Origin of the sequence: Collinsella aerofaciens (genome assembly GCF_001404695.1) — a bacterium.
Classification (GTDB): Bacteria; Actinomycetota; Coriobacteriia; order Coriobacteriales; family Coriobacteriaceae; genus Collinsella; species Collinsella aerofaciens_E.
Genome location: NZ_CZAQ01000034.1, coordinates 1 through 22783 on the forward strand (window position 1 = coordinate 1; position 22783 = coordinate 22783).

A 22783-nucleotide genomic window follows, 5' to 3' on the forward strand; every position below is an offset into this window, starting at 1 on the left:
CCCGCCGAGAAGGCCGACGAGGATGGCACCGGCTCGCCCCAACGGCCGCGATAGATCAACTTGAGGGCAAGGGAGCGGCCGGTCGTGTCAATTCCGGTCTAACAGAGCCAAAGATTTTATCCGAGTCGATGCCCGGCAACGCAGGGCGGATCGGCTTTGCACCCGGCGACAGGATGAGCTTGTCATACGTCTCGACAAATTCCTCGCCCGTCAGCATATTGCGAACCTCGACCGTATGCGAATCGGGATGGATGGCAAACACCTCGTGACTCGTCTTGACCGCAATGCGAAAGCGATCCCAAAAGCCCTTGGGAGACTGCAGCGTCAATGCGCTCTCTTCTTCTATCACGCCGCCAATGTAGTACGGAAGCCCACAATTGGCATACGATACAAAACCCGTGCGCTCAAAGATGACAATTTGGGCCTGCTCGTCGAGTCTGCGCAAACGTGCCGCCGCCGATGCGCCGCCCGCGACGCCTCCAACGATAACCACCTTCATAGCTAACGCACCACCTTTCCCGTGTAGCCGCTTATGCCGCCGATATTCTTGACACTGCCATACCCAGAACGCTTAAGAAAACTCACAGCTTGGTTGCTTCGCGCACCGCTCGGGCAATGCACGAAAAGCTGCGTGCCCTTTCGACGTATACCCATGATGCTACCCCGAAGCAGAAAAAAGAGTCGCTGTTTCCAGCGACTCCCCTTCAGTTGTCTGTCCCACGGACTTACTGTTCGCTCTTCGCGAGTGCCTGATCGATCAGTTTGTTGAGCGCCTCGCGCTGCTCAGCGGAGTTGATGCCGCCCATGATCGGCTCTCCCACAATGTTACCGTTCTGGTCGATCACGTAGGTGGTCGGGAACGAGTACAGGTTGGAGGTGAACTTTCCGGCCTCGCTGTCCGACTTAAACCAGATGTTCTTATACGTCACGCCCTTCTTGGAAAGCACGTCCTTGGCATCGGCCACCTCGTCTTTGTTGCCATCGAGCGTAAAGGAATTAACGCCCACGACCTGGCCGTCCTCCTCGGCAAGCTCCTTGTTGAGCTTCTCCAGATCGCCCAGCTCTCCCACGCACGGCTTGCAGGTGGTAAACCAGAAGTTCATGACGGTGACCTTGTTCTTGGAGAACAGCTCGTCGCTGTTTACATCGTTGCCGTCCAAGTCCTTGCCCTTAAAGCTGGGGAACTTCGTCTCCCCGCTCTCGCCGTTAGTCATGCCTGCGGTCGAGGCATCGACGCTCTCCCCCTCGCCGGGCGTGCTGCCGCATCCGGGGAACTCCTTCTCCAGCGCCATGAGCTTGTCCTCGATCTCCTTGACCTGCTGCGCGCCGGCCTTAAGCGTCTTAAGCTCGTCAGCCGCAAACTGATCCTTGGCGCCCTCGATGGTATCGAGCAAGAAGTCACCGTAGTTCTTGCCGTCCTCAATCATGGGAGTGTCTTTGTTGGCCGCAAGGAACACCTTTTCCCATAGGGCGTTATCGCTCGCAAAGATCTCGTTTTCCTTTTGCAGCAGCTGCTGGTACAGCTCGGCCGCCTCCTCGGCACTCGACGGCTTTTGCGCTATGAGCTCGGCAATCTGCGCATCGCCGCTCGTAGCACCCTTCGCGTCGCCCTTGGGGGCAGAGCACGCCGCGAGAGTCAGCGCCAGCACGGGCAGCATCAACAGAGCTGCAATTTTTGACAGTTTCATGGTTCCTCCGTTTATATCGAAACTTATATAGGTACCTATTTGTTTTCGCAGGCTTGCGTGGACTGCGCGGGTTTGTCGCCCGTCACACCCAGCCCATAGCGAAAGCTAATAGCATCGACGGGGCACGCGCCCACGCATTTGCCGCAACGAATGCACTCGGCATGGTCGGGCGTACGCGTAACGTCCACGTCCATTTGACACACCTTGGCGCACTTGCCGCACGAGACGCATTTGCACTGGTCAACCTGGATCCCCAGCAAAGACACCTTGTTCATGAGCGCATAAAATGCGCCGAGGGGGCAAATCCATTTGCAGAAGGGGCGATAGAACAGCACGCTCAGCACCGCAACCACAATGAGGATCGCGAGCTTCCAGGAAAAGAGCTTTCCCAGCGCGGAGCGGATTCCCACGTTCATGATGGACAGCGGAATCGCGCCCTCGAGCACACCTTGCGGGCAGATGTACTTGCAAAAGAACGGGTCGCCCATACCCACATCGTTAACCACCAAGACGGGCAGCAGCACCACGGCAAACAGCAGCACGGCATACTTGATGTACGTGAGCGGCTTGAGCTTTTTCGTGGAGAGCTTTTTGCTGGGAATCTTATGCAAAAGCTCTTGTAGCCATCCAAACGGGCACAAAAAGCCGCATACAAAACGTCCCAGCAGCACGCCGATCAGAATGAGCGTTCCGGTGACGTAATACGAGAAGCTAAACTTAGACGAGCCCACCACCGACTGAAACGACCCGATGGGGCACGCACCCGAGGCCGCTGGACACGAGTAGCAGTTGAGGCCCGGCACGCAGACGGCTTTGCCCGCTCCCTGGTAGATGCCGCCCTTGGCAAAGTTAGGCAGGTGAATATTGGTCGCAAGCGTCGCCGCCGCCTGAATCAATCCACGAAATCGCGCTAAAAGATGCGATGCAGTGTTTTTTCTTTTATCCAATTCCGATACACTCCAAGCACAGCCTGATTGCCTTGGCCAGCACGGCATCTGCCTCGCCGCGCATAATTCCAAAGCCAACCATGGCTACCCCAACGATCAGCAAAGCCACCTGCGCCACAGGCTTAATCGCTTTGAACAATCTGACCACTCCTTTCGTTTCGCGACCCATTGGACCATACCGACTATAAAATCCGTGTTAAGCGTGAATGATTATGCAAGGAGAACGTTATGCGCATCTTGGTCATCGAGGACGAGCGGGCGCTGTGCGATGCGATCGCACGCAGCCTGCGCAACTTGGCCTATAGCGTCGACTGCTGCTACGACGGGCAGCAGGCCCTCGATCTGCTCGATGTCGAGACCTTTGATCTTGTCGTGCTCGACCTCAATCTCCCCCATGTCGACGGCATGACCGTGCTCAGGCAACTCAGGACAGCTGATTGTGAGACCAAGGTGCTTGTGCTCTCGGCACGTGGCGAGGTCTCCGACAAGGTAGCGGGGCTCGATGCGGGCGCCAACGACTACCTCACCAAGCCGTTTCATCTTGACGAGCTTGCGGCAAGGATTCGCAGCCTTACCCTCAGACGCTTTACACAAAGCGACGTTGTTCTAACCTGTGGATCGCTGAGCTTTGACACCAAGGCGCGCCTCGCCACAGTGGGCGACGAGATCCTGTCCCTCACGCGCAAGGAGACCGGCATCTTGGAATACCTGATGCTTAACCAGGGGCGGCCGGTGAGCCAGGAGGAGCTCATCGACCACGTATGGGACAGCAGCGTCAACAGCTTTAGCAACGCGACCCGCGTGCACATCTCGTCGCTGCGCAAAAAGCTGCGCGGCGCGTTGGGGCACGACCCCATCCGCAACCGAATCGGCGAAGGCTACGTTATGGAGGATGGCAAATGAAGCGGTTGTCGCTGCAGTGGCGCATCACGTTGATGACGGCACTGCTGATATGTTCGACCTGCGTACTTATGAATTGCCTGGTTGGCTACTCCGGCATGCGCTACATGGACTCGATTGGTGCAGAAGCGTCGGCGCACAGCAAGGTGGAGGCGGCCTCGCCCAGCTCATTTGACCCGACAAACAAAGAGCTCGACGACGCGCTGACCATCGTCGTGAACGACGCCCAAGAATCGTTTGGCGCGACGAGCTGGTATATAACTGCGGCGGTGACGCTGCTCGGCGGCGTGCTGGCCTACTTTGTAAGCGGACATGCGCTGCGGCCGTTGCGCTTCTTTGCGACGCAAGTCGAGAGCGTGCGGCCCGACAACCTCGCCGACACAAAAATCAGCGAGGACGTGCCCTCTGAACTCAGGCGCTGCAGCGCGTCGTTTAACGACATGATTGCCCGCCTTGACGAGGGATTTTCCGCACAAAGACAGTTTACGGGCAATGCGGCGCACGAGCTGCGCACGCCACTTGCGCTCATGCAGGCCCAGGTCGAGCTGTTTTGCGCCGAGCACCCCGACGTCGACGCCGATACAGCGAGCCTGCTCGGGCTGCTGCAGGAGCAGACCGAGCGAATGACGCACATGACAAAGACCCTGCTCGAGATGAGCGAGCTGCGCAGTGTCCCTTGCAACGATGTGATTGACCTAGCGCCGATGATCGAAGAAGTGCTCACGGACCTGGCACCCCTTGCCGAGCAAAAAGACATCACGCTTACAAGTGAGGGCGACGCGCAAACGATCGGCAGCGACACGCTGATCTATCGGTTGCTGTTCAACTTGACCGAAAACGCCATACGCTATAGCGCGCCCAACTCGACCGTGCAAATCAACGCCTGCGCCGAAGGCGACCGCGTGCTGCTACGCGTGCGCGACCAGGGGCCGGGCATTCCCGAGCAATACCAGACGAGCATCTTTCAGCCCTTCTATCGCGTCGACAAATCGCGCAGCAGGGCATACGGCGGCGTGGGGCTGGGGCTTGCGCTGGTCTGGGAGATCGCCGCACTTCACGGCGGCTCCATCGAGGTCGAAAAGAGCTCGGAGCGCGGAACGACCATGCTCGTGACTCTTCCCACTCGCGCACTCGGCTCATTAAAATAACGAACGGGATGGCACGCCGCGTGGCGTACCATCCCGCACATAATATCGAGGATGTGACAAAGGGACTGTCCCTTTGTCACATCTGCTAGTTCTCGTCGCCTACCAGCTGAGTTAGCTTACTCCCACTCGACCGTGCCGACGGGCTTCGGCGTGAGGTCGTAGCACACTCGGCAGATGCCGGGAACCTCGGCGGTGACGCGAGCGGTAATACGCTTGAGCAGCGCCCAGTCGAGCTCGGGCACCTCGGCGGTCATGACGTCAACGGTGTTGATGCAGCGGATGATGCAGGGCCAGTCGTAGGCGCGCTTACCCTCGCGCACGCCGGTGGCGCGGAAGTCGGGCACGACGGCAAAATACTGCCAGATGGTCAGACCTGCCTTGTCGATCTCCTCGCGCACGATGGCGTCGGCTTCGCGCAGCGCCTCAAGACGGTCGCGGGTGATGGCGCCAAGGCAGCGGACGCCCAGGCCAGGACCGGGGAACGGCTGACGCTCAACCATGTTCTCGGGCAGGCCGAGCTCGCGGCCCACGACGCGCACCTCGTCCTTGTACAGCAGCTTGACGGGCTCGCAGAGCTCAAACTGCAGGTCATCGGGCAGGCCGCCCACGTTGTGGTGAGCCTTCACGCCATCCTGGGACTCCAGGATGTCGGGATAGATGGTGCCCTGGGCGAGGAAGCTAACCTCGTCGCCAACCTTGCGGGCCTCCTCCTCGAACACGCGAATGAACTCGGCGCCGATAATCTTACGCTTGGCCTCGGGCTCCTCGACGTCCACGAGCTTATCCAGGAAGCGATCAGTCGCGTCAACATAGACCAGGTTGGCGTCCATCTGGTTCTTGAAGACGTCGACGACCTGCTCGCTCTCGCCCTTGCGCATCAGGCCGTGGTTCACGTGCACGCAGATGAGTTGCTTGCCGATGGCCTTGATGAGCAAGGCCGCGACAACCGAGCTGTCAACGCCGCCCGAAAGGGCCAGCAGGACCTTCTTGTCGCCGATCTGCTCGCGGATTGCAGCGACCTGCTCTTCGATGAACGCCTGGGCAAGTTCGGGAGTGGTGATACGCACCATGTCGTCGGGACGCTTGTTGGGATCCATGCAGAGCTCCTTTTCGGTTCGATGGGAATGCGTTACACGTATGCAAACGCACCGTCACATGACCTCATTATATGCAGAACGAGATGCGTTTCCCATCGCTGCGACAGAGCTTTTTACAGGGGTGGTATTTTTTCCTAATGTCGAGGTCAGCTAGGCTTCGGTAGCCACCTTGGGAGCATCGCCAATAGACTCTTCCTTTATACGTTCGGCACAATCGTAGGCGATACCCACAAATTCAAGTCCCGAGCAACAGGAGTACAATTGCTGCTATTGTTGCCAGCTGTTGGGAGATGGAAGATGGACTGCGATGGCTACCCATGCGTTCCCATGCCGTTGATGTGCACTGCCTTTGTGCCGGGGCAGATGGACGCTGCGGTTGCAGGCATTTCCGACCCCGATTCGCGCGCCATTGCCACGGCAGAAGCGCTGTACTTTCGCGGACAGGCCACCCTTGCTGCCAAGACGGCGCGCCCCTATCTTGACGCCACCGATCCCGCACTGCGCTATTCCGCATGCTTTATCTGCGGATACGCCAGTCTGTCGCTCAACCGTATCGCCGACGCCCGCCGGTGCCTTGCGGGCATCCTCGATACGCCAACTGACGAGGAATCGCCCGCCGTCCACGCCACACATATCCTGTTCGCCTCGGCCGCGAGCGTCCTGCTGCACTTGCCTTCCCCGTATTCTGCCGAAGAGTTTTATCCGCTTGCGGCGCATCTGCCCGAAGGCCTGCGCTTGTTCGCCAGCTACGTGATGGCGCATGCCCTGTACCTGCGCGGCGAATATGGCCGCAGTCTGGGCATGGCGGAAAACGCCCTAATTATGAAACAGGGAAGCTATCCCATCTCGGAACTGTTCCTGCACCTGGCAGCTTCCATGGCATACATGAGTCTCAAAGACGTCGACGCCGCAAAAGCGCATTTTGGCGCCGCTTGGGACATTGCGCGCCCCGACGGCCTCATCGAGCTCATCGGCGAGCACCACGGCCTTTTACAGGGGCTCATCGAGGCGTGCCTAAAAACGCAATACCCTGACGATTTCGCGCGCATCATCGAGATCACGTACCGCTTCAGCTACGGCTGGCGGCGCATCCACAACCCCGATTCGGGCGAGGACGTGGCCGACGATCTAACGACCACGGAATTCACCATGGCCATGCTCGCCTGTCGTGGGTGGACCAACGCCGAAATCGCACGCCATATGGGAGTATCGCCGGGCACCGTCAAAAACCGCCTATCCGGCGTATACGCAAAGCTTGGCATCGGCACACGCGCCGAGCTGGTCGCGCATATGTTGCGTTAGCGACCGGGCTGCCAAGCGCATCGAACGCGTTCCGGAACCCGGCGCTTCGCTCGATCAATTTGGACATTTTGGCCATCGAACGGCACTACCGCCACGAAGCGTCTTCTCGCAAAATTGGATTATTTCCACCGATATTTGCGGGATGGGAGCCCAAGATGCTTGATCGCCGTTCGTTACTTGTTGCTGGAGCGTCCTCGCTGGCGAGCATCATGTTGCCTCGCGTGCCGGGAAGCGAAAATGCCTTCCTGCTGCCGTTCGCGCCCACCGCGGCCTATGCCGACGAAGAAGATCCCTTCAAGGTGCTCGTTCTCTCGCGCACCATGTTTGGTGTAGTCGTGGTCGACGTCGCCAACAAGAATACGCCCATCGCAGGTGCCCAGGTCACGCTCACATCGCGCTATGCCGTAGGCAAGCAGCTCACCGCCACGACCGATGACGAAGGCACGGCCATCTTTGAGGTCGCCCCTCTTTCGGAAGACTACGTGGACGAGGCAACGCTTCTCGACGCGTACGACTTTAACGGCGGCATCTCCATTAGCATGGCGGGCTACCGCGATGTCGAGATTCCCCTTGCGCGTATCCAGGGCGGCACCGCCATAACCGCACCCACACGTCCGCTGTCCGACGGCGAGCCGTACTTCCGCCAGCTCACATTCGACGAATGGGACATCCAGTACGCTGATGCCACGTTCATGGCATTGCCGAAGGACGACGCGGCAAACGACCAACCCGACACGCATGCCTTTATTGTACAGGCACATCTGCCACAGGGTGGACAGGCAACGCTGCACATCAACAAGGTAATGCCCGCCACGGGTAGCTCGCCCGAAACCGTCACGCAGATCGGCCAGATCAAGGCCAGCGCATCAGGCGCGGATAATCTGGCGACGTTCACACTCGAAGACAAGTTTCTCGACGCGGCATCGGGCCTTCTGGAGGAAGGGTGCAAGCTGCGCTTTGTCCTCGACTATCAGGGCAAAACCTACACGCTCTCATCCCCCATGGCCGTTGTCACCGCGCCGGCCGCAAAGGCGGAATCGGGCTCGACCACTATCGTCCCCACTACCATGGACCAAGAGGTCACTCCGTTTGATTTCCCCGCGGCGTTTCCCGGCATCGGCGGCAATAAGTTCACGTGCTGGATACCCACATTTCCGATCCTCTTCGATTTCTCGTTTGCTGGATACGTGCTGTTTGGCGGAGGATACAAACCAGCCAGCTATATGAACGATTCGGGCAATCCGGATCCGGAGTACTGGAAGAAGTCACCGCGCGAGTCGGGCGCCAAGCAGGCAAACCGCTACCTCGACGAAATGGAGGGGAAGTGGAATCAGTACAAAAGTATGAGTGCCGGTTCGGGCACCGATCCAAGAAACACCAAGCTCCTTCGCCACCATTGCACGCCGCTGTTCACGATGGATATCGCCACACAGCTGTACGGCTCGCTCGCCTACGATTGGGTGGGCAAAACCTGGGGTGACAACAACGACCCCGCATACGGCAATATTAAGGCCCTCTTCCAGGTAAGAACCGACCTCAATTGGACCGAGCAGTTTACCCTAGGACCGGTGCCGTTTTTCCTAAACGTCAACCCCTGGGTGCTGGCAAAACTGGCGCTCGCCGTGGGCGCCCACACGCACGGCAGCGGCGCGGCGTTTTTCAAGAACATTTCGCTCGACTATTCCAACACGTCGGGCTCGTTCACCATCCAGATCGGACTTGCCGTCACCTTTGGAGCCGGCATTGCAGGCGTCGCTTCGTCCGCTGTGCGTGGCGCCGCATCCCTCACACTGTTCATTGGGTACGAGAAGGCAGATGGACACCAGCTTCCGCGGCTGCGCGTAGGTGCAGACGTCGATGTCGATGTGATACTCCAGTTCGTAATGTTCAAGTGGACCACCAAGGCTTGGTCGGGGTCGTGGCCCACACTCATCGATTCGTGGAATATGTCGGTGAACAATGGCGACCAGTATGTACTCCAGCGCTCTGAGCTGGCATTGGGTGGAAATACGCCTTATACGTTGGATGCCTGCTTCGGCTCGGCCGGCAACGCCGAAGCAGGTGGTGTGCCGCAGTTTATCGCATCGGCCACCATCGTCACCAACGCCGAGCTGCTCGCACGCGCCGAGGTTAAGGCCACTGCCGTAAATGCCGCGCCTGTCGTGCGCGATTGGGATCAAGCGGCCACGCGCATTGAGCTCGAGGCGGATTCAGAAAGCGAAGACACGGGACAGATCGAGCATTTCGTCCATGCACTGGTAGAGAACGACGAAAACGCCGCGCCGATGTATGAGTACACCTACATCGGTCAGTCAACGAACGCCGTTGCGGACCCGAACGCCAATTCTGCCGGCGTGTCGGAGGACGAGCGTGGCGGCATAAAACCCTCGAGCGACAACGTGCTGTTTTCCGGCGTGCTCAGCGAAGCCCACATGAAGCTAACGATGATTGCCGGCGTAGAATGCCTGTTCCGTATCGCCTCGGTGCGCTACGGCGACAATGGCCGCTCGCGCCTGGTGGTGCACACAAAGGCAAACGGCACGTGGTCCGCTCCCACGCCCGTGGACTTTCCCCTTGGGTTTGGCGAGGGCGACGTGGAGCGCGACGGCATATTCGATTACGACTTCGACGTGGTGGAATATACGGACGGAAGAGGAAACCAGGACGCCTACGTGCTGCTGGTCTCGGGCGAGCGCCCCGCCGGCGACAACACCCTTTTCGATACGGCAAGCACAGCCGGCATACTGTCCGTTGTGCGCCTGCGCATAAGTAATGACGAGATCCGCGTTGTGTCGCATACGTCATGGCGCAGCATCTCGCGCGGCCGCCTGCAAGAGGATGGCTACCATTGCCTGCAGTGCCCGCGCATCACGGTAGGCAAGACGCTGATCGACGGACGCCTGTCGGGTGCCTACCTCCACCGCCGCGGAACCACCGCAGAAAAGGCGCTCGGCAGCGAGGCCGAGGTTGCGCTGGAATGCTTTACCCTGTGGTCGGATGATTTGGGCGACAGCCTGACGTTCCGCCAAGTTCTTCGCTTTCCGCAAGCACCGTCGAGTATCGAGCTGAGCGAGCCCGAGAATATCAACGGCAAAATGGTGGTGCCCGTTGCGTACGAGACCGCAGACGGTTGCGGCTGCGCATCGTACGCCGTGATCGGCCAGTCCATTGCGGGCTGGGGCGTTATGCCACCAGACGCCACGGTGCCCCATGCGGTGCCGTGGCCACAACATTCGGGCTTTTTGGCCACCGTCAACGAGCAGCTGCAGCATATTACTTGGACGCGAGGCGCATCGGCATTTGCAACGCAGCCCGTGGGTGCCGCAGGCTGTGGCCCGGCATCGTTTAGCGTAAGCAACAACGGCAGGTGCGCGCTCTATGTAGAGAACACCGATGGCAAGGTGGGGCAAACCTACGACGAAGAAGGCAGCCCGGTAGCAGTAATGGGCAAGCACTTCCGCATCTTCGCCAGCACCTTGGCAGGCGATCTGTTCACGGAGCCGTTCGTGATGTGCGAGCTGGACCATCCCGTCGATCAGATAACGACATTTTTGACGTCGGGAGGCATGCTCTCCGCGCTCGCCACGCACATTGTGAGCGCGGAGAAGAGCGAGGCAGAGCTGCACGGCATCGAAGTGCCTCTGGTGGCGTGTGCCACTCCGACGGGCGCGGTCGCTACCTCGGGCGCGGTGGTGCCCGGAGCAGCAGGCGAATCCTTCATGGTCACGGTGCGAAACGACGGCAACACTTTGCTGACTGCCGGCACAATCGATCTGTACCGAGAGGGCTCCAGCCAGCCGTTCTCCAGCGCATCCATCGGATTCGGAGCGAACGCACGCATGGCTTCGATCTACGATCCAGAGCTTGCCGAAGACGCTTCGGCCAACGACATGGCACACGTAAAGTACGCGCTCGAGACGCTGGGCGCACGTTTTGCAACGCACCCGCTGGTAGCCGACAACGGCAACGCCGTGCTGGCACCGGGTTGCACGGCACAGTTCCGCATGAGCTTCGCCATCCCCGAGAGTTGGAGCGACGAAGTGGGCAAACGCGTCACGCTGTATGCGAAGGCGCGTAATCTGGTGGCGCTCGATCCCGTAACGCTCGAGGAGATCCGACCGGGCGCAAACTCGGCGCTGAGTGCCGTTCTGCACGAGCTTCATGTGCCCGACGCGGCATGCGAACGCTCAGAAGTTCAGGTCGGCGTATGCGACAGCGCGGATACGACAGGACTTCACGACGCCCCGATGACAGCAGACGGCGATGGTAGCTCGAGTGGCGGCGGTACTGACGAGGGCGGCGGCTCCGGCGGAAGCAGCTCCGGCAGTGGCAAGGACCACGGCAATAACAAGCGCTCCGGAAAAGCGGGCGCGCTTGCGGGCACGGGCGACAGCAACGTCCCCCTAACCGCAGCCGCAGCAGCGCTCGCCGCAGTTGGTGCCGGCCTTGTCGCCTACAGCGCCCGCCGCACGGCGCTCGAAAAAGACACCGCCAATGAGGACAATTCGGATAGGCCTCGCTAGCTCCTAGTTACTTTTGTGAGAGGCGCCGACTCGGCTCATCGAACATCAAAATGGGCTGGTTCTGAATACCCAGAGCCAGCCCATTGCGCATTAAATGTCGTCTGAGGAGTCGAGTTCTGCCTCGAGCTTGGCACGGCGTCTTTTCGCCGTGAAAAACGTTGCGCACAGGACAGCAAACGTGGCCGCGAAAATCGTCGCACCGCAGAACACGCCCGTGACCAGGTTCGCCAACCAAAAGACGCTTTCGAGCGGTACGATCTGCGCCTCAGCGATACAGCGCATTGCGGCAATAACAAGCGCGAACGCGGCGCCGCTAAGACCGCTGACAAGCAGGAAATATCCAACAGGAAGATGCTCGGTTTGCCCAAAACGATTGGTATCGACATAGCCCTTCCGCGTTTGCAGTCCTGCGCAAATCAACATCACGAGAACGAGCCACAAATACATGGCTGCCTCGAACGGCGTTGCAAAGCCATGCGGCATTTCACTAGCGTCGCTGTGAACCCACGTAACCTGTCGAGCTATAAACTGGTAGAAAAAGATCATCAACATGCCAAACGAAAGCAGCACGAAGCCAATCTTGTAGATCTTCGCGTTCTCAGCCTCCAGGCGTTCATCCTTTGGGCCGGCATATTCACGCCACTTTTGCACGATTTTCAGATCTTCATATTTCATAGTGAACTCCTAAAGAGCATTAGGGTCGGCGTCGGTTTCGTCTTCCCAAAACAAGTCGTTCAACGTAACGCGCAGCGCCTTACAGATTGCCACGCACAAATTGAGCGTGGGGTTGTAGCCGCCCGCCTCGATAAGGCCGATGGTTTGGCGCGTAACGCCCACGGCTTGGGCTAAGTCAGCTTGCGAAAGGCCAGCCGCCGCGCGTGCCGCCTTCATGCGTAGGTTCTTTTTGCCCGGCATGGAGTTCCTTTCGTAGTAATGGACAGATATCCGTTGCAACATGACAGAAATATATTGCATCCTTCACAAGATGTCAACTATATCTGTCATTATGGAAACCATGTCCGCCATCGCCATGTGGACATAACAATTTCGATTCGCTATTCAATCTTACTCGGACAAAACCGAGTCGGAAGGACCCGAGTAAGTGGAACTTATCAGCATGGCCAACGCGCACGCCAATAACCGGATTTGCCGGAACCATGCGTGCCCCATCGTTTAATAGCTCCGTTATTGTTCGATGATCTTCTTGACGACCGCGGGAACGCCTGCCGCCACCACGTTGTCCGGAAGGTCTTCCGTCACGACGCTGCCCGCGGCAATTACGCAACCGCTGCCGATGGTAACCCCCTGCAACACGGATACGTTCGCGCCAAACCAGCAGTTATCGCCTACAACAATAGGCAGAGCCTTCTCGAGACCCAAGTTGCGGTCCTTTGCCTTTAGGGGGTGCGAAGCGGTGTAGAAGCCGCAAAACGGCCCGATAAACACGTTGCCACCAAAGGTGATAGAGCCGCCGTCCATAAAGTAGCAGCCATGGTTTACAAAGCAGCCCTCACCAAAGCTCGTCTTGCTCCCGTAGTCAAAGTAGGCAGGCGAAAGGACCGTCAGCCCTTGCGGAAGATCGGTATCGAGCAAGGATTTCAAAGCGTCAAGCTGCGCGTCGCTTCCGGGTTTTGCCATATTAAAGTCATAGCAGAGCGCCTCCGCCTTTGCGCGTTGCGCCAGGAGCTCCTCGTCAAAGTTGGCATCATGCCACTCCCCGCGCTCCATCTTCTCTTTCTCAGTCATTGCGCCCCCTCAAACAACATGCAGTCTTGATGCGGCAATTCTACCAGCCGATAAGCCACGGTTTTAACACGAGCACCACGCCGCGCAGGGAATGACCGCAGAAGCTAAAGGTCACCGACTCCGAACGCGCGTTCGATGGAATTCGTGTTAGTTGGAATCGTCCGAGGCCTGGGCTATGCTACCTTGACTATCTATATGACTACAACGCAGCAAAGGAGCATCGAGAGAGCGAGCATGGCAAAAAACACCGCAAACTATGGTAACGACAGTATTCGTCAGCTCAAGGACGAGGAGCGCGTACGCCTGCGCCCCGCCGTTATCTTTGGCTCGGACGGACTCGACGGCTGCGCGCATGCCGCCTTCGAGATCCTGTCCAACGCCGTTGACGAGGCGCGCCAGGGCTACGGCAAGCTCATCACCCTTACCGCCTTTCGCGATGGTTCCATTCAGGTAGAGGACAACGGCCGCGGCTGCCCGCTCGACTGGAACCCCTCCGAGAAGCGCTTTAACTGGGAGCTCGTCTTTTGCGAGCTCTACGCAGGTGGCAAATACAACAACAACCAGGGCGGCGACTACGACTTCTCGCTCGGTACCAACGGCCTGGGCTCGTGCGCGACCCAGTACGCATCCGAGTACATGGACGTCACGGTTTGGCGCGACGGCAACAAGTACTCCCTGCACTTTAAGAAAGGCAAGGTCGTTGGCGCCAAAAAGAAAGCGCTTGAGATCGAGCCCAGCGACGAGGACCGCACCGGCACCACCATCAAGTGGCGCCCCGATCTTGAGGTCTTTACCTCGATCAGCATTCCCCACGACTGGTATCGCGAGACCATGCGCCGCCAGGCCGTGGTCAACGCCAACGTGACCTTCCGCCTGCGCATTGAGGGCGACGATGGCGAGTTTTCCGAAGAGGATTTTTGCTATCCCAAGGGCATCGAGGACTACGTGCTCGAGAAGGTCGGTACCGACTACCTTACCGAGCCCTTCTTTATCGAGGCTGACCGTCGCGGTCGCGACCGCGAGGACCTGCCCGATTACAACGTCAAGATCACCGCGTGCATGTGCTTCTCGCGCACCTTCATGATGCAGGAGTACTACCACAACTCGTCATGGCTCGAGAACGGCGGTTCGCCCGAAAAGGCCGCCCGTAGTGCTCTGACCAGCGCCATCGATGCCTACATCAAGCAACAGGGCAAGTACAACAAAAACGAGAGCGGCATTAAGTGGCAGGACGTCCAGGACTGTCTGGTGCTGGTGACCAACTGCTTCTCCACCCAGACGTCCTACGAAAACCAGACTAAGAAGGCCATCAATAACCGCTTTATCCAGCAGGCGATGACGGCATTCTTTAAGGAGCGCCTCTCGACCTATCTGATCGAGAACAAAGACGCCGCCAACAAGATCATGGAGCAGGTGCTCATCAACAAGCGCTCGCGCGAGAACGCCGAGAAGACGCGCCAGAGCATCAAGACCAATCTGCAGCAGAAGACCGACATGGCCAACCGCGTGCAGAAGTTCATCGACTGCCGCTCCAAGGACAAGAGCCGTCGCGAGATCTACATCGTAGAGGGCGACTCGGCAGCAGGCGCCATCCGCACCTCGCGCGATGCCGAGTTCCAGGGTGTTATGCCCGTCCGAGGCAAGATCCTCAACTGTCTGAAAGAGGACTACCCGCGCATCTTTAAGTCCGACATCATCATGGACCTCATGCGCGTGCTGGGCTGCGGTGTGGAGATCAAGGACAAGCGCATCAAGAACCTTGGCGCCTTTGACCTGGACAACCTCAACTGGAACAAGGTCATCATCTGTACGGACGCCGACGTCGACGGTTATCACATCCGCACGCTTGTGCTCACCATGCTCTATCGCCTGGTGCCCACGCTTATCGACGAGGGCTACGTGTATATCGCCGAGTCGCCGCTCTACGAGATCAACTGCAAAGAGAAGACCTACTTTGCCTACACCGAGCTCGAGAAGAACGGCATCCTCAAGGAGATTGGCGACCAGAAGTGCTCGATCAACCGCTCCAAGGGTCTTGGTGAGAACGATCCGGACATGATGTGGCTCACCACCATGAACCCCGAGACGCGCCGCCTGATCAAGGTAGAACCCGAGGACGTCACCAAGATGGAGACCATGTTCAACCTGTTGCTGGGCAACGACGAGACGGGCCGCAAGCGTCACATCTCCGAGCACGGCAAGGAATACCTGGACCAGCTGGACCTGCAGTAGCAGCAAATCGATAACGACGGCCCATAAGAAGTTCAAGAGGAAATCGTGGCAAAGAAGAAGACGAAGAACCAGCCCAAGAAAAAGCAGGTCAACGCCGAGAACGTCATCGGCCTGCACTCCGAGGTCACCGACCAGCCGATTACGCAGACGCTCGAGGTCAACTACATGCCCTACGCTATGAGCGTCAACGTCTCGCGTGCATTCCCCGAGATCGACGGCTTTAAGCCCTCGCACCGCAAGCTGCTCTACACTATGTACAAGATGGGCCTGCTCAAGGGCGAGCGCCAAAAGAGCGCCAACATCGTGGGCCAGACCATGAAGCTCAACCCACACGGCGACGCCGCCATCTACGAGACGATGGTGCGCCTGGCCACGGGCAACGAGGCGCTGCTTGCTCCTTTCGTGGAGTCGAAGGGCAACTTTGGCAAGTACTATTCGGGCGACCTGAGCTACGCCGCCTCGCGTTATACCGAGGCCAAGCTCTCCCCCATCAGCGCCGAGATCTTCAAAGACATCGACAAGGACCCGGTCGACTTCGTTGACAGCTACGACGGTGCCATGAAGGAGCCGCGTCTGCTGCCCACCACGTTCCCCAACATCCTCGTCTCGGCCAACAAGGGCATCGGCGTCGCTATGGCGTCCGATATCTGCGGCTTCAACCTCAACGAGGTCTGCACCGCCACGATGCACTACCTGAAGGACCCCGACTGCGACCTGCTCGAGTACATGCCCATGCCCGATTTCTCGACCGGCGGCGAGATTATCTACCGCCGCGAGGAGATGGAGAAGATCATCGAGACCGGTCTTGGCAGCTTCCAGATTCGCTCCCGCTGGCGCTGGATTCCCGAAGAGCGCATCATCGAGGTGTACGAGATCCCCTACACCACCAAGACCGATGTCATCATCGAACGCATCGTCAAGCTCTCCAAGGAGGGCAAGGTCAAGGAGATCGCCGACATCCGCGACGAGACCGACCTTTCGGGTCTGCGCATCGCCATCGACCTTAAGCGCGGCGTCGACCCCGACAAGCTCATGGCCAAGCTCTATCGCTCGACCACGCTGCAGGATTCGTTCTCGTGCAACTTCAACGTGCTCGTCGACGGCTATCCCCGTGTTATGGGCGTGCGCCAGATTCTGCACGAGTGGGTCAAGTGGCGTATTGCGTCCACGCGTCGCCGCATTAACTTTGACCTGGGCAAAAAGTCCGAGCGCCTGCACCTGCTGCACGGCCTTGAGGCAATTCTGCTCGACATCGACAAGGCCATCGCCATCATCCGCGGCACTAAGCTCGAGGCAGAGGTTGTACCCAACCTTATGAAGGGTTTCGACATCGACGAGACCCAGGCCGAGTTTGTCGCCGAGCTTAAGCTCCGCAACATCAACGAGGAGTACATCCTCAACCGCACCAAGGACATCGCCAAGCTCGAGGGCGAGATTGCCGAGCTTGAGGAGATCCTCTCCAGCGAGGAGAACATCAAGAAGGTCATCAGCGACGAGCTAGCAGCGGTCAACAAGAAGTACGTGATGCCGCGCCGCACGGGCAGGATCGAGCCCCATGAGGTTATCGAGGTAAGCTTGGAGCCCGAGGTCGAGGAGTACCCGGTCACCATCATGCTCTCGCGCGATGGCTACCTAAAGAAGATGACGGACCGCGTGCTCAAGAAGGCGACCACGCTCAAGTACAAGGACGGCGACAAACCCTTTATCGAGTTCCCGTCCTCCAACACCCACGAGCTGCTGGTCTTTACCAACAAGAGCCAGGTGTACAAGTGCAAGGTCACGGCGTTTGAGGACACCAAGTCGGCCCAGCTGGGCTCGTACCTTCCGACCGATCTTGAGATGGAACCCGACGAGAGCGTCATCTGGGTCATCGACCCCGAGGACTACAAGGCCGACGTGCTGTTCGTCTTTGAGAACGGCCGCGTGGTGCGTGTCGCGCTTTCTGGATACGCTACCAAGACCAACCGCAAGCGCCTTAAGAACGCCATCTACGGCGGCAGCAAGCTGCTGTATGCGCAGGTGCTCAAGGAGGACCGCGACCTCGCGCTGGTCTCGAGCGACTACCGCCTGATGAACTTCAACACGTCGCTGCTCAAGACCAAGACGACCACCAACACGCAGGGCGTCCAGGCCTTTACGGCCAAGAAGGGCCGCTCGGTCACCACCGTCGGCACGACCGAGGAAATCCTTGGCGCCGGCGTCTCGGCCGAGAAGTTCACCGCGCAGAGCCTGCCCTCCGCCGGCGCCCTCATGAAGGAAAATGACATGCCGAGTTTGTTTGACTAAAACAACGGCGACTAAACCGTCATGGTTTTACAAAGCAGCGGGGCCCGGAGCGCAGTAAACGCTGCGCCCCGGGCCCCATGCATTACACCAGCATCATCCCTATAGACAAAATGCCGCATAAAGCGGAACAGACATAAGCCCATCATTCATTCCAAAGGGCTTAGTCGATAGCCTGATAAGGCGCACGCCCGGATGGGTCTTTTTAAGTGAGGACAGACTTCGAGATCTTGTGTTCTCCCCCGCCTTGACTTCAATCGCAGACAAGCATCCCTGCTTCTCTACTACAAAGTCGATTTCCGCACGATTATCTCGCGCCCAATAATGCAGTGGATAACCCATGGCTGAAAGCTGTTGGGCAACGTAGTTTTCGGTAAGTGCACCCATGAATGTGCCGCCGATACCGGCAAGAATATCGGCGCGTTGAGCACCGGCCTTGGAGACCAGCAGCCCTGTATCCGCCTGATAGATTTTAAAAGCAGAAGGGTTAACGAAGGCCTCTAAGGGGCTTTCGATCTGCCCGACTAGGCTGCAGCGCGCCACCGTACCCGACAATACAAGCCAATCGAGAGCATCTCCAAAGAGAGACGCATTGCCCCCCGCTCGCACTACCTTGTATTGAAATTTACGATTCTCTTTGGCAAGCTGCTGTGGAATGGAATCGAAGCACGCACGCGTCTTTGCACTCAAGCGTTCATCAGCATATTTATTGGTGTCGGCGGAATATCCGTCGAGAATAATCCGATGCTTTTCGGCCACATCAATGATTGACTGATCATCGATGTACGTTTGGACCGCCTCGGGCATTCCGCCAACAACAAGATACTGTCGATAGAGCCCAAGCGCCTTTTCATGAAGGCTTGGCGCAAGAGGACCCATTATCTCGAATGATGAGCGTATCTCGTCGACCAGCTGATCGTGCCCCATCGCCCAGAGAAACTCCTCGAAATCGAGTGGAGCCATCTCAATCAAGTCGGTCTTTCCGACGGGGAACGAATACGACTGATGGTTAATGGCAACCCCAAGAAGCGACCCGGCAGCCGCAACGTAATACTCGGGAGCATCTTCGCAAAAGTATTTAAGGGAAGTGAGCGCTTCCTCGCATGCCTGGATCTCGTCAATGAACAGTAAGGTTTTGCCAGGCACGATACGCTGTCCCGTACGAGCCTCGATCGCACGTACGATCGAATGAGGGTCAAGACCGCCCGAAAAATCCGCTCGCGCCGACCGGTCGTTCTCAAGATTAACGTAGACAACCGATTCGAAAAGATCCTGGGCGTACGTTCTGAGCAAATAGGTCTTGCCACACTGGCGCACGCCTTTGACCAGCAAAGGTTTTCTATCAGCTCTGTCTCGCCATTCCCTAAGGAGCTCGTCTGCCTTGCGACGCATACGTAACCTTCCCTCATGAACTTCTATTTGACAATATTTTAACGCGGATTAATTTGTTTTCAGTTATTTTTCTGCGTTTAAAAATTGTTCTATACGGCACTTGAGGGAATTCGCCCCTATCTCTCGGTAAGGACAGCAAGCATTTCCACCAACGCTGATTGCCATGCGTTCTTCTTGTCCTTAGGCAAGCTTGCGAGCGAGCTCTCGCACCTCTTTCAACTTGGGCGAGGATGCCATGCTGTCGCGCTCGGTCATACCGCTGATGGTGACAATGCCCTGGTCCTCCCACTTGCAGTACGCGCAGGTTGACTTGTACATAGCGATCGCCGCATCATAGACACCCTCGCTGTGGCTATCGAGTAAAAGGGCCGTCTTGGTGAACGGGAATCCCGTGGCACCGAAGGCGTACAGGCGGTCGATGGCGGTCTTTTCCTGCGCAGTGATATCAAACCAGTAGATAGGCGAAGCGAAGACAACCATGTCGGTGTCTTTCAGCGACTCAATCACGTTGGCCATGTCATCCTTCTGCACGCAGACGCCCTCATGGGCGAAGCAGTACTGGCATCCCAAGCAGCCGGCGATCTTCTTGCTGGCAACGCGGATGACCTCGACCGTATGGCCGCCCTCACGCGCGGTCTCGGCAAACGCCTCGACCATGGTATCGGTATTAGCGCCCTTACGCGGGCTGCCGCTCAATACAACGATATTCATAGGATTCCCTCTCCCTCATGCTGCAGGCGCGCAGCATGCTTTCTTGTAACCAAAACGAATGGTGTTAATCAATCGCCAGCAGGCCATATCTCTTGTTCAAGTTCCCTAAAGAAGCTCAAGACGATTGCGATTGCCTTATACAACGTCGAAAATCAAAGAGGGCCCATAGCAACGCCACCTACCTGAAATGACATGCGGTCAAGACGAGCTACGAGGATCGTGACGAGCCGATACCGCCCGCATGCCCCCTTCGGAATAGGCGCTGAGCAGCTCCTGAGCGTGAGCAAACTCGGGCCCTCGCCTCCAACCGAGCAGGCGGTTGACCGCGAGATTTCCCTGGACGTTGTGGACGAAGAGCAGATAGGCGTCCTCGCGCGAAAGCTCAGTCTCCTCCATGATCGAGGGAACCATCTGCTCGGCGCCGCGCTCGACGACGCGCTGTGCCACCCGGGCGTACGCGTCGTCATCCGAGTAGAGCAGATAATAGTCATCGTTTGCCGGCGGACGCTGGCAGAGGGCACCCGCCTCCGTTCCCTCGAGCGGCGGCACCGCCGCCAAGGCCTCGTCGATAAGCGCGTCGAGCAGGGCGAACTTGTCCTCGTAGTGCAGATAGAACGTGCCACGGTTGATATCGGCGCGGCGGCAAATATCCGCTACCGTCATCTTCGCGAAGCCGACCTCGGCCAGCAGCGCGAAGAACGCCTCCCGTATGACCGAGAGTGTATAGCGTCGGCGACGATCGATCTTCCCCGCTTCCATTACCCCTCCAATTGCAACGCTCGACAATGCCCGGCAAACGCTCGTTTATCGACAGCAGGCCGAAGCTGTTCATTGCTCTTAAGCAAATCGACATGGATACTTTTTATAGACACCTGTTTATAATAGCTGAAAGAAGGTATCCAGTGACCCTGTACGAGCAGCTCGTTATCGAGCTCACCAACCGATCGTTTTCCCTTCATGCCGCCTACCGCAGCGGCAGCACGCCCTATGAGCTGAGTGACCGCGAGCCCGAGCCCTACGACCAGCAAATCGAGGACTTCGCCCGTATGATCGAAGAAGCCGATTGCGTGCTGGTGGGCGGGGCCTCCGGGCTCTCCGCGGCGGGCGGCGGCGACTTCTACTACGAGGACAACGCGACCTATCGCAAGCATTTCGGCAAATTCGCCGAGCGCTACGGTTTCAAGGGCGCTTTCGAGGGGTCGTTCTACCGCTGGCCCACCGCCGAGGCGCGCTGGGGATACCTCGCCACCTTCCTCGACACCACGCTCAACGCCCCGCTGCGCAAGCCCTACAGGGACCTCGACGCCATTCTCGCCGAGAAGGATTTCTTCGTGCTCACCACCAACCAGGACACGCAGTTTGTGAAGCTCTATCCCTGGGAGAAAGTGGCAGAGATCCAAGGCGACCACCGCTTCTTTCAGTGCTCCCGCTGTTGCACCGACGCGGTGTGGGATGCGGTCGAGCCGGTCTCCAACATGGTAGAGGCCATGGGAGACGGCCTTGAGGTTCCGACAGAGCTCGTGCCGCGCTGCCCGCACTGCGGGGCAGAGGCGTTCCCCTGGGTTCGCGGCTACGGCAACTTCCTGCAGGGCGAACTCTACGAGGAGCAGTACCGCAAGGTGTCCGAATGGCTCGACGCGCACGCACGGCAGAGGATCCTCTTCCTCGAGCTGGGTGTGGGCCGCATGACGCCCGCGTTTATCCAGGAGCCGTTCTGGGCCCTCACAGCGCAGTTACCGCAGGCCAGCTACATCGCCGTAAACAACAAGACGCAGTTTCTCCCCCGCGCGATCGAGGATCGGGGGCTCGCCGTTCGCGCCGACATCGCCGACGTGCTTGCCGACGTGCGCAAGACGCTGGGGAGGTAGCGCATGGAGACGGCGAAAGCAGTTCGCATAGGCAGGGCGCTAGCCGAAGCGGATCTTGTCATCATCGGCGCTAGCAACGGACTCGACATGGCGGAGGGGCTCAACCTTTTCTGCGCCGATGCTCATTTCCAAGAGGCGTACGGGGACCTCGCCCAGGCAGACGGCATCGGCTGCATACTGCAGGGGCTCGCTTCCCCGGATGCCAGCGTGCGACGCCGATGGGCCGAGCGGTTCCATCAAAAGGAGTATCTCGAATATGAGCCCGGCTCGCTCATGAACGGGCTGCGGCGTCTTACGGAGCACGCCGACACCTTCGTGGTCACATGCAACATCGACGGGCACTTCGCGCGCGCCGGGTTCGACGAGAACCGCGTGCTCGAGACGGAGGGGGGCATACGCACGTCGATCGACGAGCGGCGTCTCGCCCATCCAGACGCCCTCGCCACGGCCCAGCTCGAGGAGCTCGAGCGCCTTGTGCAAGCCCATCGCAACGGCAGGGTCGCCATCCTCGAACTTGGCGTGGGACTGCGCAACGGCATCATAAAGCACATGCTCGCCCAGATCGCGAACGTCTGCGAGCACGCCACCTACATCGTGTTCAACTACAGCCAGGCTATGGCGCCCGATGCATCGTGCGAGACGATTCTCGTTGACGGCGATATGGCCCCGGCTTTCGAGGAGATTGCCCAATGCCGTCTCTAGAGAGGGAAGCGTATAGGCTTCGAAGCCTTATCGACGATGCCGACGCCATCATCGTCGGCATCGGCTCGGGCATGTCAAGCGCCGCCGGGTTCAACCATTACAACCGCGCAGGCATGGCGCGCGCCGGAATGACGGACTGGCAGCAAGCCTTTGGCTTCAAGAGCCTTTTCGACGGCTTCTACCACCTCTACCCCAGCCTCGAGCAGCGATGGGCATACTATGCGCGATACATCGACTTCATGCT

General features: G+C 58.6%; 19 protein-coding genes and 1 pseudogene. 9 read left to right on the forward strand and 11 right to left on the reverse strand.

Going from position 1 to position 22783, the window contains the following annotated elements:
- Positions 1 to 55: 55 nt before the first annotated feature.
- The 4 genes from AQ996_RS08125 to AQ996_RS08140 all read right to left on the reverse strand — a co-directional run bounded on the left by AQ996_RS08125 (position 56) and on the right by AQ996_RS08140 (position 2774).
- Positions 56 to 499: an FAD-dependent oxidoreductase gene (locus tag AQ996_RS08125; protein ID WP_055252398.1), complete on the reverse strand. Its 444-nt coding sequence runs from the start codon at positions 497 to 499 to the stop codon at positions 56 to 58.
- A gap of 226 nt (positions 500 to 725) precedes the next feature.
- Positions 726 to 1688, reverse strand: coding sequence for a redoxin domain-containing protein (locus tag AQ996_RS08130; RefSeq protein ID WP_055252399.1), 963 nt, complete (start codon positions 1686 to 1688; stop codon positions 726 to 728).
- Between the two features lie 35 nt (positions 1689 to 1723).
- Positions 1724 to 2635 (reverse strand): 4Fe-4S binding protein, encoded by a 912-nt coding sequence (locus AQ996_RS08135; RefSeq protein ID WP_055252400.1) that lies wholly within the window; start codon positions 2633 to 2635, stop codon positions 1724 to 1726.
- A complete protein-coding gene (locus tag AQ996_RS08140; protein ID WP_197032826.1) occupies positions 2628 to 2774 on the reverse strand; it encodes a CD1871A family CXXC motif-containing protein in 147 nt (48 codons plus the stop codon). Before AQ996_RS08140 ends, AQ996_RS08135 begins: the two co-directional genes overlap by 8 nt.
- 89 nt (positions 2775 to 2863) lie before the next feature.
- On the opposite strand from AQ996_RS08140, the gene AQ996_RS08145 reads away from it, so the two are divergent.
- The gene (locus AQ996_RS08145) at positions 2864 to 3538 is read left to right on the forward strand and encodes a response regulator transcription factor (RefSeq protein ID WP_055252402.1); all 675 of its coding nucleotides are present in this window, start codon (positions 2864 to 2866) and stop codon (positions 3536 to 3538) included.
- A complete protein-coding gene (locus AQ996_RS08150) occupies positions 3535 to 4683 on the forward strand; it encodes a HAMP domain-containing sensor histidine kinase (RefSeq protein WP_055252403.1) in 1149 nt (382 codons plus the stop codon). The genes AQ996_RS08145 and AQ996_RS08150 overlap by 4 nt, the downstream gene beginning before the upstream one ends.
- Positions 4684 to 4799: 116 nt before the next feature.
- On the opposite strand, the gene guaA is transcribed toward AQ996_RS08150, so the two are convergent.
- Positions 4800 to 5780, reverse strand: coding sequence for a glutamine-hydrolyzing GMP synthase (guaA, locus tag AQ996_RS08155; RefSeq protein WP_082435590.1), 981 nt, complete (start codon positions 5778 to 5780; stop codon positions 4800 to 4802).
- A gap of 297 nt (positions 5781 to 6077) precedes the next feature.
- On the opposite strand from guaA, the gene AQ996_RS10025 reads away from it, so the two are divergent.
- Together AQ996_RS10025 and AQ996_RS08165 are read left to right on the forward strand one after the other, a co-directional pair.
- Complete coding sequence (locus tag AQ996_RS10025; RefSeq protein WP_055252404.1) at positions 6078 to 7082, forward strand: helix-turn-helix domain-containing protein; 1005 nt, start codon at positions 6078 to 6080, stop codon at positions 7080 to 7082.
- A 155-nt stretch (positions 7083 to 7237) separates the two neighbouring features.
- Positions 7238 to 11605 carry a hypothetical protein gene (locus tag AQ996_RS08165; protein WP_055252405.1) on the forward strand — a complete coding sequence of 1456 codons (4368 nt, stop codon included), beginning with the start codon at positions 7238 to 7240 and terminating at the stop codon, positions 11603 to 11605.
- Positions 11606 to 11695: 90 nt separating this feature from the next.
- Here AQ996_RS08165 and AQ996_RS08170 read toward each other — a convergent pair whose 3' ends face one another.
- The 3 genes from AQ996_RS08170 to AQ996_RS08180 all read right to left on the reverse strand — a co-directional run bounded on the left by AQ996_RS08170 (position 11696) and on the right by AQ996_RS08180 (position 13351).
- Positions 11696 to 12280 (reverse strand): hypothetical protein, encoded by a 585-nt coding sequence (locus AQ996_RS08170; RefSeq protein WP_055252406.1) that lies wholly within the window; start codon positions 12278 to 12280, stop codon positions 11696 to 11698.
- Positions 12281 to 12289: 9 nt separating this feature from the next.
- Positions 12290 to 12520 (reverse strand): helix-turn-helix transcriptional regulator, encoded by a 231-nt coding sequence (locus AQ996_RS08175; protein WP_055252407.1) that lies wholly within the window; start codon positions 12518 to 12520, stop codon positions 12290 to 12292.
- Between the two features lie 270 nt (positions 12521 to 12790).
- Complete coding sequence (locus AQ996_RS08180) at positions 12791 to 13351, reverse strand: sugar O-acetyltransferase (RefSeq protein ID WP_055252408.1); 561 nt, start codon at positions 13349 to 13351, stop codon at positions 12791 to 12793.
- A 234-nt stretch (positions 13352 to 13585) separates the two neighbouring features.
- Here AQ996_RS08180 and AQ996_RS08185 point away from each other — a divergent pair, with 234 nt between their 5' ends.
- A complete protein-coding gene (locus AQ996_RS08185) occupies positions 13586 to 15583 on the forward strand; it encodes a DNA gyrase/topoisomerase IV subunit B (RefSeq protein WP_055252409.1) in 1998 nt (665 codons plus the stop codon).
- 45 nt (positions 15584 to 15628) lie between these two features.
- Positions 15629 to 17869, forward strand: coding sequence for a DNA gyrase subunit A (locus tag AQ996_RS08190; protein ID WP_055252410.1), 2241 nt, complete (start codon positions 15629 to 15631; stop codon positions 17867 to 17869).
- A 99-nt stretch (positions 17870 to 17968) separates the two neighbouring features.
- Here AQ996_RS08190 and AQ996_RS08195 read toward each other — a convergent pair whose 3' ends face one another.
- The 3 genes from AQ996_RS08195 to AQ996_RS08205 form a co-directional block, all read right to left on the reverse strand.
- Complete coding sequence (locus AQ996_RS08195; RefSeq protein ID WP_055252411.1) at positions 17969 to 19258, reverse strand: ATP-binding protein; 1290 nt, start codon at positions 19256 to 19258, stop codon at positions 17969 to 17971.
- Between the two features lie 180 nt (positions 19259 to 19438).
- Entirely contained in the window at positions 19439 to 19969 is a 531-nt protein-coding gene (locus tag AQ996_RS08200) for a flavodoxin family protein (protein WP_055252412.1), read from the reverse strand.
- A gap of 198 nt (positions 19970 to 20167) precedes the next feature.
- Positions 20168 to 20728 (reverse strand): TetR/AcrR family transcriptional regulator, encoded by a 561-nt coding sequence (locus tag AQ996_RS08205; protein WP_055252413.1) that lies wholly within the window; start codon positions 20726 to 20728, stop codon positions 20168 to 20170.
- 143 nt (positions 20729 to 20871) lie between these two features.
- Here AQ996_RS08205 and AQ996_RS08210 point away from each other — a divergent pair, with 143 nt between their 5' ends.
- The 3 genes and pseudogenes from AQ996_RS08210 to AQ996_RS08220 all read left to right on the forward strand — a co-directional run.
- Positions 20872 to 21837 (forward strand): SIR2 family NAD-dependent protein deacylase, encoded by a 966-nt coding sequence (locus AQ996_RS08210; protein WP_197032824.1) that lies wholly within the window; start codon positions 20872 to 20874, stop codon positions 21835 to 21837.
- Between the two features lie 3 nt (positions 21838 to 21840).
- A complete protein-coding gene (locus tag AQ996_RS08215; protein WP_055252414.1) occupies positions 21841 to 22539 on the forward strand; it encodes an SIR2 family NAD-dependent protein deacylase in 699 nt (232 codons plus the stop codon).
- Positions 22527 to 22783, forward strand: a pseudogene (locus AQ996_RS08220) (hypothetical protein); the annotation flags it as partial. The gene AQ996_RS08215 and the pseudogene AQ996_RS08220, both read left to right, overlap by 13 nt.

What these genes read in the sequence shown, in the direction of transcription:
- AQ996_RS08150 (WP_055252403.1), top strand. Translation starts at nt 3,535, where the DNA reads ATGAAGCGGTTGTCGCTGCAGTGGCGCATCACGTTGATGACGGCACTG.
- AQ996_RS08175 (WP_055252407.1), bottom strand. Translation starts at nt 12,520, where the DNA reads ATGCCGGGCAAAAAGAACCTACGCATGAAGGCGGCACGCGCGGCGGCT.
- AQ996_RS08180 (WP_055252408.1), bottom strand. Translation starts at nt 13,351, where the DNA reads ATGACTGAGAAAGAGAAGATGGAGCGCGGGGAGTGGCATGATGCCAAC.
- AQ996_RS08125 (WP_055252398.1), bottom strand. Translation starts at nt 499, where the DNA reads ATGAAGGTGGTTATCGTTGGAGGCGTCGCGGGCGGCGCATCGGCGGCG.
- guaA (WP_082435590.1), bottom strand. Translation starts at nt 5,780, where the DNA reads ATGGATCCCAACAAGCGTCCCGACGACATGGTGCGTATCACCACTCCC.
- AQ996_RS08200 (WP_055252412.1), bottom strand. Translation starts at nt 19,969, where the DNA reads ATGAATATCGTTGTATTGAGCGGCAGCCCGCGTAAGGGCGCTAATACC.
- AQ996_RS08205 (WP_055252413.1), bottom strand. Translation starts at nt 20,728, where the DNA reads ATGGAAGCGGGGAAGATCGATCGTCGCCGACGCTATACACTCTCGGTC.
- AQ996_RS08165 (WP_055252405.1), top strand. Translation starts at nt 7,238, where the DNA reads ATGCTTGATCGCCGTTCGTTACTTGTTGCTGGAGCGTCCTCGCTGGCG.
- AQ996_RS10025 (WP_055252404.1), top strand. Translation starts at nt 6,078, where the DNA reads ATGGACTGCGATGGCTACCCATGCGTTCCCATGCCGTTGATGTGCACT.
- AQ996_RS08170 (WP_055252406.1), bottom strand. Translation starts at nt 12,280, where the DNA reads ATGAAATATGAAGATCTGAAAATCGTGCAAAAGTGGCGTGAATATGCC.
- AQ996_RS08215 (WP_055252414.1), top strand. Translation starts at nt 21,841, where the DNA reads ATGGAGACGGCGAAAGCAGTTCGCATAGGCAGGGCGCTAGCCGAAGCG.
- AQ996_RS08185 (WP_055252409.1), top strand. Translation starts at nt 13,586, where the DNA reads ATGGCAAAAAACACCGCAAACTATGGTAACGACAGTATTCGTCAGCTC.
- AQ996_RS08195 (WP_055252411.1), bottom strand. Translation starts at nt 19,258, where the DNA reads ATGCGTCGCAAGGCAGACGAGCTCCTTAGGGAATGGCGAGACAGAGCT.
- AQ996_RS08145 (WP_055252402.1), top strand. Translation starts at nt 2,864, where the DNA reads ATGCGCATCTTGGTCATCGAGGACGAGCGGGCGCTGTGCGATGCGATC.
- AQ996_RS08130 (WP_055252399.1), bottom strand. Translation starts at nt 1,688, where the DNA reads ATGAAACTGTCAAAAATTGCAGCTCTGTTGATGCTGCCCGTGCTGGCG.